This is a genomic window from Streptomyces sp. NPDC048484 (genome assembly GCF_040651415.1).
GTDB lineage: Bacteria > Actinomycetota > Actinomycetes > Streptomycetales > Streptomycetaceae > Streptomyces.
Window position 1 is genome coordinate 1 of sequence record NZ_JBEZJY010000018.1, and the last position, 15,109, is coordinate 15,109.

A 15,109-nucleotide genomic window follows, 5' to 3' on the forward strand; every position below is an offset into this window, starting at 1 on the left:
CGCAGGCCGTCGGTGAGCAGGGCGAGGTCGGGGGTGTCCTGGCCGCGGTTGCGTGAGGCGTGTTCGACGGCTTCGAGCTGGTCGGTGAGGACCGATTTGGAGTCGTGCAGCAGTCGGCCGACGAGGGTGGACTTGCCGTCGTCGACGGACCCGGCGGTCGCGAACCGCAAGGTGTCGGCGGCCCGGGTGTCGACGGTGGGCATGTCGATGGTGGACGTGTCGGTGGTGGAGTCGACCGTCGCCGTGGTGGGGGTGCTGGTCATGGTTAGAAGTACCCCTCGCGCTTGCGGTCTTCCATCGCGGCCTCGGACATTTTGTCGTCGGCGCCGGTGCAGGACATGTCGCCGACGGTGCGGTAGCGGGCCAGGCGCCTCTCGACGCTCTCGCCGTTCCTGGGGCCGCCCCATTCGCCGGCGGTGAGCCACATGCCGGCGCGCTGGAAGACGTCGCGTCGGTGTGCGAAGTAGATCTGGGGCAGTTCGATGCCCTCGCGGGCGATGTACTGCCACACGTCCAGCTCGGTCCAGTTGGACAGGGGGAAGACGCGGACGTGTTCGCCGGCTGCGTGGCGGCCGTGGCGCTCGACGGATGCGAGGGCCGCCGGCAGGGTCGTCGCGGTGCTCACGCCAGCCCCCTGGCCGCCAGCACCGCGTGCACCGAGTCCGCCGATTCCTCGGGCGTCTGCGACCGCGTGTCCAGCGCGAGAGCCGGGTCGAGTGGAGGCTCGTACGGGTCGTCGACCCCCGTGAGTCCGGTCAGCCGTCCGGCCGCCTGCCGTGCGTACAGGCCCTTCACGTCCCGCTCGATGCACACCTCGACCGGCGTGGCGACATGCACCTCGATGTAGGGCGTCCCGCTCGCCTCGTGCCGCTTGCGGACCGCCTCGCGGCTGTCGGCGTACGGAGCGATGACGGGGACGACGGCGAGGACGCCGTTGCGGGCCAGTACCTCGGCGACCAGCCCGATGCGCTGCACGTTGGTGTTGCGGTCCTCGCGGGAGAAACCGAGGCCCGCGGAGAGGAAGCGGCGGATCTCGTCGCCGTCGAGCACCTCCACACGGTGGCCCTCGGCGCGCAGCCGGCCGGCGAGGAAGCGGCCGATCGTCGTCTTGCCCGCGCTCGGCAGCCCGGTGAGCCAGATCGTGGCCCCCTGAGCGGTGGGAGGCTTCTGACGGCCCCTTGCCGTGATGGTCATGCGTGGTGTCCTTTCGCGGCGTCCGGGGTGCGGTGACGTTGTTCGGGGAGGTCGAGGACGGGGTCGTGGGACCCGGGCCCGGCGGACCCGCCGGACCCGCCAGGTCCTTCGGCTCCGCCGGGTTTGCCGAGTTCGCCGAGTTCGTTGAAGAGGGCCTCCCAGCGCGGGTGCACCGCGTCCGGGCCGTACGAGGCGGCCGTCAGTACGGCGGCGACGCCCATGTCCGCGCGCAGCGCCCGGTCACCCATCAGCCTGGCCATGGAATCGGCGAGCGCGTCGGGGTCCTCGGGCGGAACCAGCAGGCCGTCGACGCCGTGGGTGAGCACGTCCGACGGTCCGGTCGGGCAGTCGAAGGACACCACCGGCAGTGCGTGGCTCATCGCCTCGATCATCACCATCGGCAACCCCTCGAAGCGGGAACTGAGCACGTAGAAGGAGGCCTTGGCGAGTTCGTCGTCGAGCCGGTCCGTGTGCCCCATCAGCAACACGTGGTTGTAGAGGTGGTACTCCTCGATGAGTGACCGCAGTTCGGCCTTCTTCTCGCCGCTGCCGTAGATCCTCAACTGCCAGTCGGGGTACGTCCCGACGAGCTTCGCCCACGCGGGGATCAGCAGGTCGAAGCCCTTCTGCGGGAAGAGCCGGCCGGCCGCCACCGCGATCCTCGACCGCTGGTCCGAGGGAACCTGGTCGAGGGAGTGCACGGCGTTGGGGATGCGGACCACCCGGGTGCCGGGCAGCAACTGCTCGTACTCCTCGCGGTCCCGTTCCGTCAGGACGGCGACCGCGTCGAAGCGCGCGTAGGTCTCCCTGATGCGTCGCTGCACGTCAGGCTTGTGCGTACCGTGGTTCATGTGCTCCTGCGCCACCCGCACCACGCCGCCCGCCGCGTGCTCGGCGGCGAGGAAGTTGAGCGCGGGCCGGGTGGTCACGAGGATGCCGTCGCGCAGCGAGGAGAGGTACGCGATCAGCCGCTGCTCCACGTACCGGTTGAAGTAGCGGTAGCCGAACTCGCCCGGCGGGATGTGCCGCGCGGACCGCTCGCTCAGCCGGCCGCGACGCCAGTCCCGCCAGCGCTCGGCCACGCCTTCGGCAGGAGCGCGGGCACCCTCGCGAAGGTCGACGACCGTGGTGACGTGGACGCGCGGATCCAGCGGGAACTGGAGGTCGTCCCGGCGGCGCAGCGCGCTCACCAGCTCGACCTCCCAGCCTGCCCGTACAAGGGAGTTGGCCTGGTTCATCACTGTCCGGATGGTGCCGCCACGGCCGTACGCGTGCAGCAGCAGATAGCGGACCTTCAGTCGCCCGTGCGTGCCTGACGGACGCGTACGTGCCTGATGGGCCGTCATATGTCAGCTCCCGTACGGCACTCTAGCGAAAGGTTGTCCCTCACTGTGTAGTACGGACGCACACTCAGACACCCGCTCAGACCGCGTACGCGCTGCTCCGGGAAGATCATGATCTTCTTCTTGCCGTGAATGTCGTCGAGCTGTCGCCCGGCTCTCAACCGGGCCTCGCCGTCGGTGAGATGGATGTCCCACTCCTCGGGCCCCTCGGCCTCTTCGGTCTCGGCGGGGTTCGGTGCCAGCAGGTCGGCGATGGGCAGCTCGCCCTCGAAGCGGTCGCCCGTCACCTGCGCGGGGTAGTCGAGATGCCGGTCCGCACGGCCGCGGCGGGTGAGCAGCAGGCGCCAGTCGCCCTCGGCGGGGCGTCCGTGAATGCGTCCGACGAGCCGGAGGTGTCCGTCGCGCGGCCATACCTCCGCTATCTCGGCGTGCGGCTTCACGAGCTGTATCCCCACGCCGTGCACATGGGTCGCAGGAGCTCCGGGATCTCGTCCTCGGCGGGCAGCGCGCGCCCGCTCTGCACCTGACCGGAGCGGATCTTGTCCCGCCAGTCGCCGAGGCCCTTCACCATCTGGGTGTCGTCCTTCCTGCCGTAGTCGAGCATCGACGGTTCGAAGCCGACGCCGAGGAAGGCGCAGAGCCTGCGCAACTCCTTCTCGGCGTCGGCGGTGAGGTCCTCGTAGCGCACGGTGTGGCCGCCGGTGGTCGCCTTCCGGGCGTTGTCGACGGCCTTCATGTAGCGCAGCGCGTCGGCCGCGGCCTCGTCGAAGGACCGCTTGCCGGGGTCGCTCTCGTGCCAGGACCGGGCGATGGACGCCGGATGGCGGAGCAGGAAGACGAAACGGGCGTCGGGCCAGCAGTCGCTGATACGCCGGTGGACGAACGCGTTGCTCGGCGTCTTCTCGACGATGACGTCCTTGCCGGACCTGACCAGTTCCCGGTGCATGACCCGGTCCCAGAGCAGATGCTCCAGGTCACCGCGCTCCAGGTCGAGGGCGCTCATGGCGCGCTGCGACAGTCTGCTGCCGAAGTCGACCTCAAGTCGGCGGATGTGCAGCTCGTGCGGGGAGTGCAGTCGCGAGTGCGCGTTCAGGAGCATCCGCAGCAGTGTCGAGCCGGAGCGTACGGGCGACATGATGAAGACCGGCTGCCGCAGCAGCCGGTCCGTGGCGAGGTCCCCGGGCGCCGGACATCGGTACACCGGCGTGGGCCGCTTCCCGGGTTTCGGCCCGGCCCTCCTCGGCTGTTGCGGTGCGGCGGGGGCGGCCCGGCGTACCTGAAGACCGGTGGTGGCGGAGAGCGCCCGGTTCAGATTGCCCATCAGACTCATGCGGCCCGACGCTAGGTAAGGATTATGAGAAGGGGGACTGAGCGGCCTGAGCGTTCCCTTAGCGACCTGGAATGTGCCTCAGCTCACATGGATTCAGGTTTCGGGGCCCACAGGTACGCCCGCGAAGGCCGCCCCGGCGTCCCGCAGTCGCTCGTGCAGGGCTCGGAAGACCGCCGCCGAGCGAGCGCCCGGCCAGTCCTCGGGCAGCAGCGCGGGGGGCAGCCCCGGATCGGCGTACGGGAGATGGCGCCAGGAGTCCAGGGCGAGCAGATAGTCGCGGTACGCCTCCTCATCGGGGGTGTCGGCCCGTGCCTCCCAGTCGTGCAGCACGCGCGCGTGCTGGTCGAGGAACGCCTCGTGCTGCTTGGCGATCGTGGCCAGGTCCCACCAGCGTGCGACCGCCTCCGCCGTCGCCGCGTAACCCAGGTGCTCGGCGCGGAACAACTCCACGTACGCGTCGAGGCGCAGCCGTTCCAGCGTGTGACGGGTCTCTTCGTAGAGGCGGGCCGGGGCGAGCCATACTCCGGGGGCGGCGGTTCCGAAGCCGAGGCCGGCCAGCCGTGAGCGCAGCACGTGACGTTTCTGCCGCTCGGACTCCGGTACGGAGAACACGGCGAGCACCCAGGTGTCGTCCTCGGGTGGCGTGGCCGCGTAGACGCGGCGGTCGCCATCGTCGAGGAGCTGCCGCGCGTCCGGCGACAGGACGTACCCGGCAGAGCCCGCCGCCGTACGGGCGGGCAGGAGCAGTCCGCGGCGTTTGAGCCGGGACACCGACGACCGTACGGAGGGTGCGTCCACGCCGGCCGCGGCGAGGAGCCGAATCAGTTCGGCCACGGGTACGGGACCAGGGGCGAAGCGGCCGTACGCGCCGTAGAACGTGACGATGAGGGACCGGGGGGCGTGCTGCTCGGACACGTTGATCACTCTAGATCGTCACCGTCACGCGAGATCGCCATCCGGGAGCAGGGGGTCACATTCCGTTCGTACGGAACGCCCGTCCGTACGCCCCGGGTTGACGCCCTCGGTCACGGTGTCGGTGGTCACGCGGGCTCGGGTCCCCTCGTTCGCGCGAGGTTCTGCGTCGGTCGCGGTCTTCGGTCGCGGTCTTCGGTGGCGAGCACCAGGAGCGTATCGATGTAGCGTATCGATTTCATGACGGCAGTCAACGGTCCGCGATAGCCAGCCTGTGTCCAGCGGCTGTCAACGGATGCCGACGACTGTCGACGGATGCCGGTGACTGTCGGCTGTCGCGGGCGGGCGGCGATGGTCAGGCGGCGATGGCCAGCTGCTCGACCGGCACCCGGTGCGGACCGACGACCTGCCCGTCGGGCAGCAGCGCACCGGTGTCGTCGAAGACGATCGCACCGTCGCACAGCAGGTACCAGCCCTGCTCGGGGTGCGCGGAGACGATATGCGCGTCGCTGCGGTCGGAGCGGCCGTCGGACGGGCACGAAGGCTGGTAAGAACACATGATGGGCCTCCACGTGCGGGGAGTTGAGCGGCGTTTTCGTCGCCCGTATGGATAGACCATGCGCCTGCCGCGAACTCATCGGAACAGCCGGACGGGAAGCGTGACAACACGCGGACAACACGCGGACAACACTCGGACGAGCCCAGGACGGACGGTGCGGACTCGCCACCAAAGGGGTGAGGATCACGCTCGCGGAGGCGCCGGTCCGGTACCTGTGGAGGCCCCCCACCCCAGGAGGTACTCCGATGCGATTGCACCAGGTCATGGGCACAGCCGCCGGTGCGGCACTGCTACTGCTCGCCGCCCCGTCCGCAGGCGCCCTGCCCCAACAGACCGGATCCGCCGAGCTGGTGGAGACAGTGACCGTCGATCCGACGGTCCCTCTCGCCGCGGACGGCACCGTCACACTGTCCGGTACCTACCGGTGCACGGGTGCCACCGGCCCGGTCTTCGTCAGCTCCTCCCTGCGGCAGGGCGGGTTCAGCCGGCGGGGGAGCGTCGGCGGCACCGCCGCGGTCTGCGACGGCGCCTGGCACCGCTGGACGAACACCGAGCGTACGAAACCGGGCTGGTTCAGGCCCGGCGCGGCGAAGGTCGGGGCGACGCTGACGGAACTGCGCGCGGTCGTCCTTCCGCTGCCGCTCTTCCACGCGGCCCGGGAGCAGGACGTCACACTCGTCGGCTGACGTCGTCGAACACACACCACGACCGCGCAGCCGCCCCTGGCCTCCGTACCGGCTTCCGTGCGGACCTTGTCATTGGAGATCCGTCAGAAGCCCCCTAGGGGGCAGGCCAGGGTCTTGCCGGATACCGGGCGGAGCGCCCACGGACGATGCTCAAGACCTCGGACGAGGTGAGGGGCAGTTGCTGTGGTGGACAGTCATGCACGGGGTGAACGGCGCGGCCGCCGCTGGAGAAGGCGGTCGCAGCTCGCCTGGGGTGCGGTGTTGGCCGTGACGGTCAGTTTGGCGGGCGTGGAGATCGCGAGCGGGGCGCCAGGTCGAGCGGAGGACGGAGCGGGGGCGGCGGGTGAGGGGCGGGGGCAGGGGCCCGTCGGGGCGGGTTCGCACATCGGGTGGAGGCCGTGCAAGGAGGATGCCTCGGCGGAGTGCGGCGCACTTTCGCTGCCGGTGGACTGGGCCGAGCCGGACGGGGAGCGGTTCGATCTCCAGCTCGCCCGGCGCAAGGCCACGGGCCCCGGCGCTCGGGTCGGTTCCATGGTGTTCGGCCCCGGCGGGCCCGGAGATTCGGGCGTGGACCGGATCGTGGGCAAGGGCAATATGGGCCGCTTCAGCGACAACCTCCGCAGCCGGTTCGACATCGTCAGTTTCGATCCGCGCGGTGTGGGGCTCAGCAACCCGATCCGTTGCTCGCAAGAACTCCTGGACAGGCGTCCGTCACCGCTCATGAAGAGCCGCGCCGAGTTCGACGCCACGGCGAAATTCAACAGTGACCTGCGAGAGGACTGCAGGAGGAACACCGAGAACGGACTCTTCGACCACGTCGACACCCTCAGCATGGTGAAGGACCTCGACGCCGTCCGGGCCGCTCTCGGCGAGAAGTCCCTCACCTTTCACGGCAGTTCGTACGGCACGCTGCTCGGCGAGCAGTACGCGGAGCAGTATCCGAAGCGGGTCCGTGCCCTCGTCCTGGAGTCCGTGGTGGACCACAGCCTGGACACGAGGGAGTTCCTCTCCACAGGGGCCGCCACACTCCAGGACTCCTTCGACGAGTTCGTGGCGTGGTGCGAACGGACCAAGAGCTGTGCCCTGCACGGCTCGGATGTGCGGGCACGCTGGGCGGATCTGCTGGACCGCGCCGAGCGCGGGGAACTGTCGGACAACGGCACGGCGCTGACCCCGTTCGACCTCAACGTCATGGTGATGAAGCGGCTGTACGGCCCCGAGTGGACGAGGCTGGGCGAGTACCTGCGCGGGCTGATGGAAAGCAAGCCGGAGGCGATACCGGCGGCCGGAACGACAGAGGACAGGCCCGAACCCGCGCTCGGAGCGAATCCGTTCGAGGTCTTCTGTCAGGACTGGAGCCTGCCCGTCCGCGGTTACCAAGGGTACGCACGGGAGTTGCGCCGCGTCGGCGGGATCGCCCCGGACATGAAGTACCCCCGCGCCCTGATGGCCGTCTCGGCCTGTCTCGGCGCACCCGAGCCCAACAACCCGCAGCACCGGCTGAAGGTGAGGAACAGCAGGCCCATCCTGCTCACCAACTCGCTGCACGACCCGGCGTCCGGCTACAACTGGGCCACCCATGTAGCCGAACAGCTCGGCAGCAACGCGGTCCTGCACACGTACGAGGGCTGGGGCCACGGCACCTACAGCAGCAGCCCCTGCGCACAGGAGACAATCGACGCCTATCTCATATCGCTGAAGGTCCCGCCCCGCGGCGCCAGTTGCCCTGCCGTCGAGCCGACCGGGTGAGGCAGGCTCATCCGGCGTCGACATCACCAACAGCGTCCTGGGCATTGCCTCTGGACCGGTCTTCTCCGCCGGTGTTCATGCCAGCCGCACGGTGAGGAGTACCGCCGCGTCTGTCTCGGCGGTCAGGCTGTGCCGTCGGCCGGGAATCGCGACGATGTCGCCCTGGCCGAGGGGCCATGTGCGGTCGGTGGTGCCGAGGGTCACCTGGCCGGTCAGACAGGTGAGGGTGGCGGCGTCCGGGGCCTCGTGTTCGGCGAGTTCGGAACCCGCTGTGAGCGCGATCAGGGTGACGCGGAGTCCCGGAAGCGCGACGACGGTTCGTGCCGTTCGCCCGGAGCTTCCGGAGTTCGCGGACCTGGCATCGGCGAGCAACTCCTCCCCCATGGCCGGAAGGCTGGTGACCTCACCGGCGGACAGGTGTGTCTCGTGAGCCCGGGCAGGACCGTTGTGGTGGGTGTTCATCAGGTGCGTTCCCATCCGCGCCGGGGCGTGCGGGAGCCCAGCTGCGCATCCCGGCTGCGATAGACGATGTAGGGGCGGGTGAGGTAGCCGAGCGGTGCGGTGAGCATGTGCACCAGCCGGGTGAACGGCCAGACGCCGAACAGCAGCAGGGCGCTGAGCGCGTGCAGGCGGAACAGCAGTGGCGCACCGGCCATCAGCGCGGGGTCCGGGTGCAGGTAGAAGACCGACCGGAACCAGGGCGAGATGGTGGTCCGGTAGTCGTAGCCTCCGCCGATGATGTTGCTGACCACGGTGGCGGAAAGACCCAGCGCCAGGGTCAGGGTGAGCATCACGTACATGAGCTTGTCGTTGCGGGTGGTGGCGCCGAACACCGATCCGACCGTACGTCGCCGGTAGACGAGGATCGCGAGCCCGGCCAGGGTGCTGACCCCGGCTACGGTCCCCAGCAGCGTGGCCATGACGTGGTAGCTGTGCTCGCTGACGCCGATGGCTCGGGTCCAGCTCTCCGGGATCACCAGTCCGCCGATGTGGCCGACCACCACCGCCAGGACCCCGAAGTGGAACAGCGGGCTGCCGATACGCAACAGCTTGCTCTCGTACAGCTGGCTGGACCGGGTGGTCCAGCCGAACTTGTCGTAGCGGTAGCGCCAGACATGGCCGACGATGAACAGGGTCAGCGCGACGTACGGCAGGACGACCCACAGCACGACGTCGAGCGCGTCCACGTCCCGGGTCATGACCTGCCTCCCGTCGGGGCCGGCATGGCCCCGCCATCACCATGGGGCGAGGGCGCGAACGGCGCGAGACCTACCTGTTCCTCGGGCGGTCCCTGGGCGGCGAGCTTGGCGACGGCTTCGCGCTCGTCGCCGGCCAGTGGGGGCAGGGTCGCCGACACGGAGTCCAGGACGTCGGCCCAGGCGGAGCGCGCGTCGCGCAGCGCCAGGCGCAGCAGTTCCAGTCCGGCCCGGTGCTCGGTGAGGAGGCGCTGTCCTGCTTCGGGGTCGCCGGTGGCGGCGAATTCCAGGACGACGCAGAGGTGGTCGGGCAGTTCGTCGTCGGTCAGGCGCAGCCCGGCCGCGGCGTAGGTCTGCTTGAGGCGCAGCAGCGCGGCGCCGCGATTGCGGGTGTCGCCGTGGGCGTAGTACGTCAGGAAGAGGCAGTTGCGTTTGCGGTGGTCGAAGGTGGTGACGTAGTCCGCCGCCAGTTCCGTGGCGGGCGTCCGGTGGAGGTGCCCGAGGAATCGGCGCAGGGGTTCGGCGACCCGGTCGGGCAGTGTGCCGGTGACTGCCCGTACGAGCCGTGCCTGTTCGAGCAGCCGCTCGTCGGGATAGCCGAGGAGCAGCGACTGGACCTGCCAGGCGGCGGCGTGCCGGGCAGTGCTTTCGCGGGCAGCGGCTCTGCGTTTGTTCGTGGGGCTCATGGACGCGGCTCGCTCTCGGTGTTCGTATGCGGTGCGCCGCGGTCCCCGTCCCCGGAGGGGCGGGGGAACAGGCCCTGGGGGCGGCCGTTGCCGTCCCAGTTGAGGAGGTTGAGCCGAGTGGACTTGTCGCCGGGGGCCGCGGGGGTGTCCACGGCGTCGGCGGTCTGGCGGTCGCGTTGCAGGTTGAAGTTCTCCACGGCGATCGGGGCCGGAGCCCCGGACGCCTCGCCGAAGGGACCGGAGCCTCCCATGCCGGGGCCGTCCTCGAAGTCGAGGCTGCACTCGGTGGCCAACTCCTCCAGGCTGTGCGCCTGTTCGGCGTGCGCGGGCGGGATGACGTACCTGTCCTCGTACTTGGCCAGCGCCAGGAGCCGGAACATGTCGTACATCTGCTCCTCGGTCATCCCCACCGCGGCGGGGATGGTCGCGTCGGGTTCGCGGCCGAGGTTGATGTCGCGCATATAGCTGCGCATGGCGGCCAGCCGCCGCAGCACGGCGTCGACGGGGGCCGGGTCGCCGGCGGTGAACAGCTGGGCGAGGTAGTCCACGGGAATGCGCAGGGCGTCGATCGCGGCGAACAGGTTGCCGCGGTCCTCGGCGTCGTAGCCGGTGTCGCGGACCACGTCCACGACCGGGGACAGCGGCGGGATGTACCAGACCATGGGCAGCGTCCGGTATTCCGGGTGCAGCGGCAGGGCGACCTTGTACGTGTTGATCAGGGCGTGGACCGGGGAACGCCGGGCGGCCTCGATCCAGTCCCGGGGGATGCCCGACCGCTCCGCGTCGGCGGCCACCTGCGGGTCGTCGGGGTCGAGGAAGACCTTCCGCTGCGCCTCGTACAGGTCGGTGTCGTCGGGAGTGGAGGCGGCTTCGAGGACCTGGTCGGGGTCGTAGAGGACCAGGCCGATGTAGCGGAGCCGGCCGACGCAGGTCTCGGCGCAGACGGTGGGCTGGCCGACCTCGATGCGCGGGAAGCAGAAGGTGCACTTCTCGGCCTTGCCGGTGCGGTGGTTGAAGTAGATCTTCTTGTACGGGCAGCCGGACACGCACATCCGCCAGCCCCGGCAGCGGTCCTGGTCGACCAGCACGATGCCGTCCTCGGAGCGCTTGTAGATCGCGCCGGAGGGGCAGGAGGCGACGCACGACGGGTTGAGGCAGTGCTCGCAGATCCGCGGCAGGTAGAACATGAAGGTCTGCTCGAACTCGAACTTGACCTTCTCTGCGATCCCGGCGAGCAGTACGTCCTTGTCACCGTGGTCGGCGGAGCCGCCGAGGTTGTCGTCCCAGTTGGCCGACCAGGTGATCTTCATGTCCTTGCCGGTGATCAGGGACTTGGGGCGGGCGACCGGGGTGTGTTCCTGGAGCGGCGCGTTGGTCAGCGTCTCGTAGTCGTACGTCCAGGGCTGGTAGTAGTCGTCGAGCGACGGCAGCGTGGGGTTGGAGAAGATGTTGATGAGCTTGTTGAACCGGCCGCCGCCCTTCAGCTTCAGATTGCCGCGCCTGTTGAGGTCCCAGCCGCCGCGCCACTTCTCCTGGTCCTCGTAGCGGCGCGGGTAGCCCTGGCCGGGGCGGGTCTCGACGTTGTTGAACCACACATACTCCACGCCGGGCCGGTTGGTCCACGCCTGTTTGCAGGTGACCGAGCAGGTGTGGCAGCCGATGCACTTGTCGAGGTTCATCACCATCGCCATCTGGGCCATGACCCGGCGGCCGGGCGCCGCGTTCGGGGGCTTCGCGGGCTTCGGGGCCATCAGTACGTCACCTCCTGGTCGGTGCGGCGGCGGATGACCGTGACCTCGTCGCGCTGGTTGCCGGTTGGACCGAGGTAGTTGAAGGCGTACGTCAACTGGGCGTATCCGCCGATGAGATGGCTGGGCTTGACCAGCAGTCGGGTCAGCGAGTTGTGGACGCCGCCGCGCCGCCCGTTGGTCTCGGTGCGGGGGACGTCGATGAGCCGGTCCTGCGCGTGGTGCATGTAGACGGTGCCTTCCGGCATGCGGTGGGAGACGACCGCGCGGGCGGCGACGACGCCGTTGCGGTTGACCGCCTCGATCCAGTCGTTGTCGTGCACGCCGATCTTCGCCGCGTCCTCCTTGCTCATCCAGATGGTCGGGCCGCCCCGGGAGAGCGAGAGCATGAACAGGTTGTCCTGGTACTCGGAGTGGATGGACCACTTGTTGTGCGGGGTCAAGTAGCGCACGGTGATGCCGAGTTCGCCCTGATCGCCGACTTCGGGCTCGTCGAAGAGGGCGTGCATGTTGAGCGGCGGCCGGTAGACGGGCATCCACTCGCCGAGTTCGGCCATCCAGTCGTGGTCGATGAAAAAATGCTGACGGCCCGTCAAGGTATGCCAGGGCTTGAGCCGTTCGACATTGATGGTGAACGGCGAGTAGCGGCGCCCGCCGGACTCCGTCCCCGACCACTCCGGCGACGTGATGACCGGGACAGGGCCCGCCTGGGTGTCGGCGAAGGTGACCCGCTTGCCCTCGGCCTCGGCGGCCAGGTCGGCCAACTTGACGCCGGTACGGGCCTCCAGGGTGCGGAAGCCCTGGGTGGCCAGGTGTCCGTTGGTGGTTCCCGACAGGGTCAGAATCGCCTCGCAGACCTGCACGTCCCGGGCGATCGAGGGACGGCCGTCCGCGGGACCCCCGCGCACGGTGCCGTTCTTGTGCCGCAGGTACTCCAGCTCCTGTCGTACGTCGAAGGTGACGCCCTTGGTGGTGGCGCCCAGGGTGTCCAGGAGCGGGCCGAGAGCGGTCATCCGGTCGGCGACGGCCGGGTAGTCGCGCTCGACCGTCACGAGCCTGGGCATGGTCCGGCCGGGGACCGGTTCGCACTCGCCGGCCTTCCAGTCCCGGACACGGCCGTGCGGGGTGGCCATCGCGTCGGGAGTGTCGTGCAGCAGCGGCGCGGCGACCACGTCCTTCACGGTGCCCAGCCGCCCCTCGGCGAGACGGCTGAACGCCGCCGCGATCGTGTTGAAGGCGTCCCAGTCGGTGCGGGTCTGCCACGGCGGTGGGATGGCCGGGTTGAAGGAGTTCACGAACGGGTGCATGTCCGTGGTGTTCAGGTCGTGCTTCTCATACCAGGTAGCCGCCGGCAGCACGATGTCGGAGTAGACGGTGGTACTGGTCATCCGGAAGTCCAGGGTGAGCAGCAGGTCGAGCTTGCCCACCGGTGCCTCCTCCCGCCACACCACGTCGCGCGGGCGGGCGTCGGGCGGCGCCTCGGTGGCGCGTACGGCGGAGTCGGTACCGAGCAGGTGCTTGAGGAAGTACTCGTTGCCCTTGGCGGACGATCCGAGCAGGTTGGCCCGCCAGATCGTCAGCACCCGGGGGAAGTTCTCCGGTGCGTCCGGGTCCTCGCCCGCGAACCGCAGCCTGTCTGCCTTCAGTTCGTCCACGACGTACTCCGAAACCTCCTGCCCGGCGGCTTCCGCGTCCGTCGCGAGGGTGAGCGGGTTGCGGTCGAACGTCGGGTAGGACGGCATCCAGCCCATCCGGGCCGAGGCCGCGATGACGTCCGCGGTGCTCTTCCCGGCGAACGTGCCGCCGGCGCCCGCGGCGGCGAGGGTGTCGGCGCTGAAGGGGTCGTAGCGGAACTGGTCGGTGTGCAGGTACCAGTACGCGGTCTGGATCATCTGCCGGGCGGGCCGGTGCCAGTCGGCGGCCGTCGCGATCGCCGAGTAGCCGGTGATCGGGCGGACCTTCTCCTGCCCCACATAGTGGGCCCAGCCGCCGCCGTTCACGCCCTGGCAGCCGGTCAGCGTCGTCAGGGTGAGGAAGGAGCGGTAGATGGTGTCGGAGTGGAACCAGTGGTTGGTCCCCGCCCCCATGATGATCATGGAGCGGCCCTTGGACTCCTCGGCGTTGGTGGCGAACTCGCGCGCGATGCGGGCCGCCGTCTCACCGGCCACCCCGGTGATGGCCGCCTGCCAGGCCGGGGTGTAGGGCTGGTCGGGGTCGTCGTATCCGGTGGGCCAGATGCCCGGCAGCCCGTCGCGGACGACGCCGTACTGGGCGAGGAGCAGGTCGAACACCGTGGTCACCAACTGCCCGGCGACCCGGCGTACGGGGACGCCGCGCCGCAGCTGTCCGGCGGTCCCGTCCGGGGTGTCGAACCGGGTCAGCTCCACCGTCACGGCGGCCTCGTTCTCAGCATCCGCCGTCGCCGCCGTCAGCAGTGGGTCGGTGTCACCGAGATCCAGGTTCCACTTTCCGGCGCCGGACTCGCCGTAGCGGTGGCCGAGCGAACCGTTCGGGACGACGGGCTCGCCGGTGGCGGCGTCGAGGAGGACGGTCCTGAACTCCGCGTTCTCCGCCTCGGCCGCCGTACCGCCCAGGTCGGCGGCGGTCAGGAACTTCCCCGGCGCGTACGTCACGTCGTCACCGGTGCCGCGTTGTTCGAGCGTGACGAGGAAGGGCAGGTCGGTGTAGCGCTTGACGTAGTCGGTGAAGTAGTCGACCTGGCGGTCGACGAAGAACTCCTTGAGGATCACATGCCCCATCGACATGGCCAGTGCCCCGTCGGTGCCGGGCGCGGCGGGCAGCCACTCGTCGGCGAACTTCACGTTGTCGGCGTAGTCCGGGGCGACCGCGATCACCTTCTGCCCCCGGTAGCGGGCCTCCGCCATCCAGTGCGCGTCCGGGGTGCGGGTCACCGGCAGGTTCGAGCCCCACATGATCAGATAGCCGGCGTCCCACCAGTCCCCGGACTCCGGTACGTCCGTCTGGTCCCCGAAGACCTGCGGGGAGGCGACCGGCAGATCGGCGTACCAGTCGTAGAACGACAACATCACCCCGCCGAGCAGCGAGTAGAAGCGGGCACCGGCGGCATGGGAGACCATCGACATCGCCGGTATCGGCGAGAACCCGGCCAGCCGGTCGGGCCCGTACTCCTTGATCGTGTGCACATGGGCGGCGGCGATCATCTCGCTCGCCTCGTCCCAACTCGCCCGCACCAGGCCGCCCTTGCCGCGCGCCGACTTGTAGCGCCGGGACCGCTCCGGGTCGGAGACGACGTCCGCCCATGCCAGCACCGGGTCACCGAGCCGGGCCCTGGCCTCCCGGTACATCTCCAGGAGCACTCCGCGCACATAGGGGTAGCGGACGCGGGTGGGCGAGTAGGTGTACCAGGAGAACGCGGCCCCGCGCGGGCAGCCGCGCGGCTCGTACTCGGGGCTGTCCGGGCCGACCGTGGGGTAGTCGGTCTGCTGGGACTCCCAGGTGATGATCCCGTCCTTGACGTACACCTTCCACGAACACGAGCCGGTGCAGTTCACCCCGTGGGTGGAGCGCACCACCTTGTCGTGGCTCCAGCGGTCCCGGTAGAAGTCGTCGGCCTTGCGGCCACCGATCTTGTACAGGGTGCGATGGTCGGCGGAGACCTCGGCTCGGGTGAAGAACCGGCGCGTGCTCACCAGCGCATCCGCCAACTCCCCGTCCAGGCCGGCTG

At 69.7% G+C, this 15,109-nt stretch carries 13 protein-coding genes and 2 pseudogenes; 2 read left to right on the top strand and 13 right to left on the bottom strand.

Going from position 1 to position 15,109, the window contains the following annotated elements:
* From AB0D14_RS19305 to AB0D14_RS19340, 8 genes and pseudogenes are all read right to left on the bottom strand, one after another.
* Window positions 1-203 (bottom strand): annotated as a pseudogene (locus AB0D14_RS19305) (hypothetical protein); the annotation flags it as partial.
* Window positions 204-265: 62 nt separating this feature from the next.
* Window positions 266-577, bottom strand: a pseudogene (locus AB0D14_RS19310) (phosphoadenosine phosphosulfate reductase family protein); the annotation flags it as partial.
* A 44-nt stretch (window positions 578-621) separates the two neighbouring features.
* Window positions 622-1,194 carry an adenylyl-sulfate kinase gene (gene cysC, locus AB0D14_RS19315; protein WP_362780460.1) on the bottom strand — a complete coding sequence of 191 codons (573 nt, stop codon included), beginning with the start codon at window positions 1,192-1,194 and terminating at the stop codon, window positions 622-624.
* Entirely contained in the window at window positions 1,191-2,540 is a 1,350-nt protein-coding gene (locus AB0D14_RS19320; RefSeq protein WP_362780461.1) for a glycosyltransferase family 4 protein, read from the bottom strand. Before AB0D14_RS19320 ends, cysC begins: the two co-directional genes overlap by 4 nt.
* A complete protein-coding gene (locus tag AB0D14_RS19325; protein WP_362780463.1) occupies window positions 2,537-2,977 on the bottom strand; it encodes a hypothetical protein in 441 nt (146 codons plus the stop codon). The genes AB0D14_RS19320 and AB0D14_RS19325 overlap by 4 nt, the downstream gene beginning before the upstream one ends.
* Window positions 2,974-3,867, bottom strand: a complete 894-nt coding sequence (locus AB0D14_RS19330) for a sulfotransferase (RefSeq protein WP_362780465.1) — start codon at window positions 3,865-3,867, stop codon at window positions 2,974-2,976. Before AB0D14_RS19330 ends, AB0D14_RS19325 begins: the two co-directional genes overlap by 4 nt.
* Before the next feature lie 93 nt (window positions 3,868-3,960).
* On the bottom strand, window positions 3,961-4,791 hold the full coding sequence (locus tag AB0D14_RS19335) for a PaaX family transcriptional regulator C-terminal domain-containing protein (RefSeq protein ID WP_362780467.1): 831 nt from the start codon (window positions 4,789-4,791) through the stop codon (window positions 3,961-3,963).
* A gap of 343 nt (window positions 4,792-5,134) precedes the next feature.
* Window positions 5,135-5,338, bottom strand: coding sequence for a DUF5999 family protein (locus AB0D14_RS19340; protein WP_362780469.1), 204 nt, complete (start codon window positions 5,336-5,338; stop codon window positions 5,135-5,137).
* 245 nt (window positions 5,339-5,583) lie between these two features.
* Here AB0D14_RS19340 and AB0D14_RS19345 point away from each other — a divergent pair, with 245 nt between their 5' ends.
* Both AB0D14_RS19345 and AB0D14_RS19350 read left to right on the top strand, forming a co-directional pair.
* Entirely contained in the window at window positions 5,584-6,024 is a 441-nt protein-coding gene (locus AB0D14_RS19345) for a DUF6299 family protein (protein ID WP_362780471.1), read from the top strand.
* A gap of 267 nt (window positions 6,025-6,291) precedes the next feature.
* A complete protein-coding gene (locus AB0D14_RS19350) occupies window positions 6,292-7,773 on the top strand; it encodes an alpha/beta fold hydrolase (RefSeq protein WP_362780474.1) in 1,482 nt (493 codons plus the stop codon).
* A 75-nt stretch (window positions 7,774-7,848) separates the two neighbouring features.
* Here AB0D14_RS19350 and AB0D14_RS19355 read toward each other — a convergent pair whose 3' ends face one another.
* From AB0D14_RS19355 to AB0D14_RS19375, 5 genes are read right to left on the bottom strand one after another with little or no spacing between them, the layout of a single operon-like run.
* Window positions 7,849-8,235, bottom strand: coding sequence for a cupin domain-containing protein (locus AB0D14_RS19355; protein ID WP_362780476.1), 387 nt, complete (start codon window positions 8,233-8,235; stop codon window positions 7,849-7,851).
* On the bottom strand, window positions 8,235-8,972 hold the full coding sequence (gene narI / locus AB0D14_RS19360) for a respiratory nitrate reductase subunit gamma (protein ID WP_362780478.1): 738 nt from the start codon (window positions 8,970-8,972) through the stop codon (window positions 8,235-8,237). Before narI ends, AB0D14_RS19355 begins: the two co-directional genes overlap by 1 nt.
* Window positions 8,969-9,655: a nitrate reductase molybdenum cofactor assembly chaperone gene (gene narJ, locus AB0D14_RS19365; protein ID WP_362780479.1), complete on the bottom strand. Its 687-nt coding sequence runs from the start codon at window positions 9,653-9,655 to the stop codon at window positions 8,969-8,971. Before narJ ends, narI begins: the two co-directional genes overlap by 4 nt.
* Entirely contained in the window at window positions 9,652-11,406 is a 1,755-nt protein-coding gene (gene narH, locus AB0D14_RS19370) for a nitrate reductase subunit beta (RefSeq protein WP_362780481.1), read from the bottom strand. Before narH ends, narJ begins: the two co-directional genes overlap by 4 nt.
* Window positions 11,406-15,074, bottom strand: coding sequence for a nitrate reductase subunit alpha (locus AB0D14_RS19375; RefSeq protein WP_362780482.1), 3,669 nt, complete (start codon window positions 15,072-15,074; stop codon window positions 11,406-11,408). Before AB0D14_RS19375 ends, narH begins: the two co-directional genes overlap by 1 nt.
* Between the last annotated feature and the right edge of the window lie 35 nt (window positions 15,075-15,109).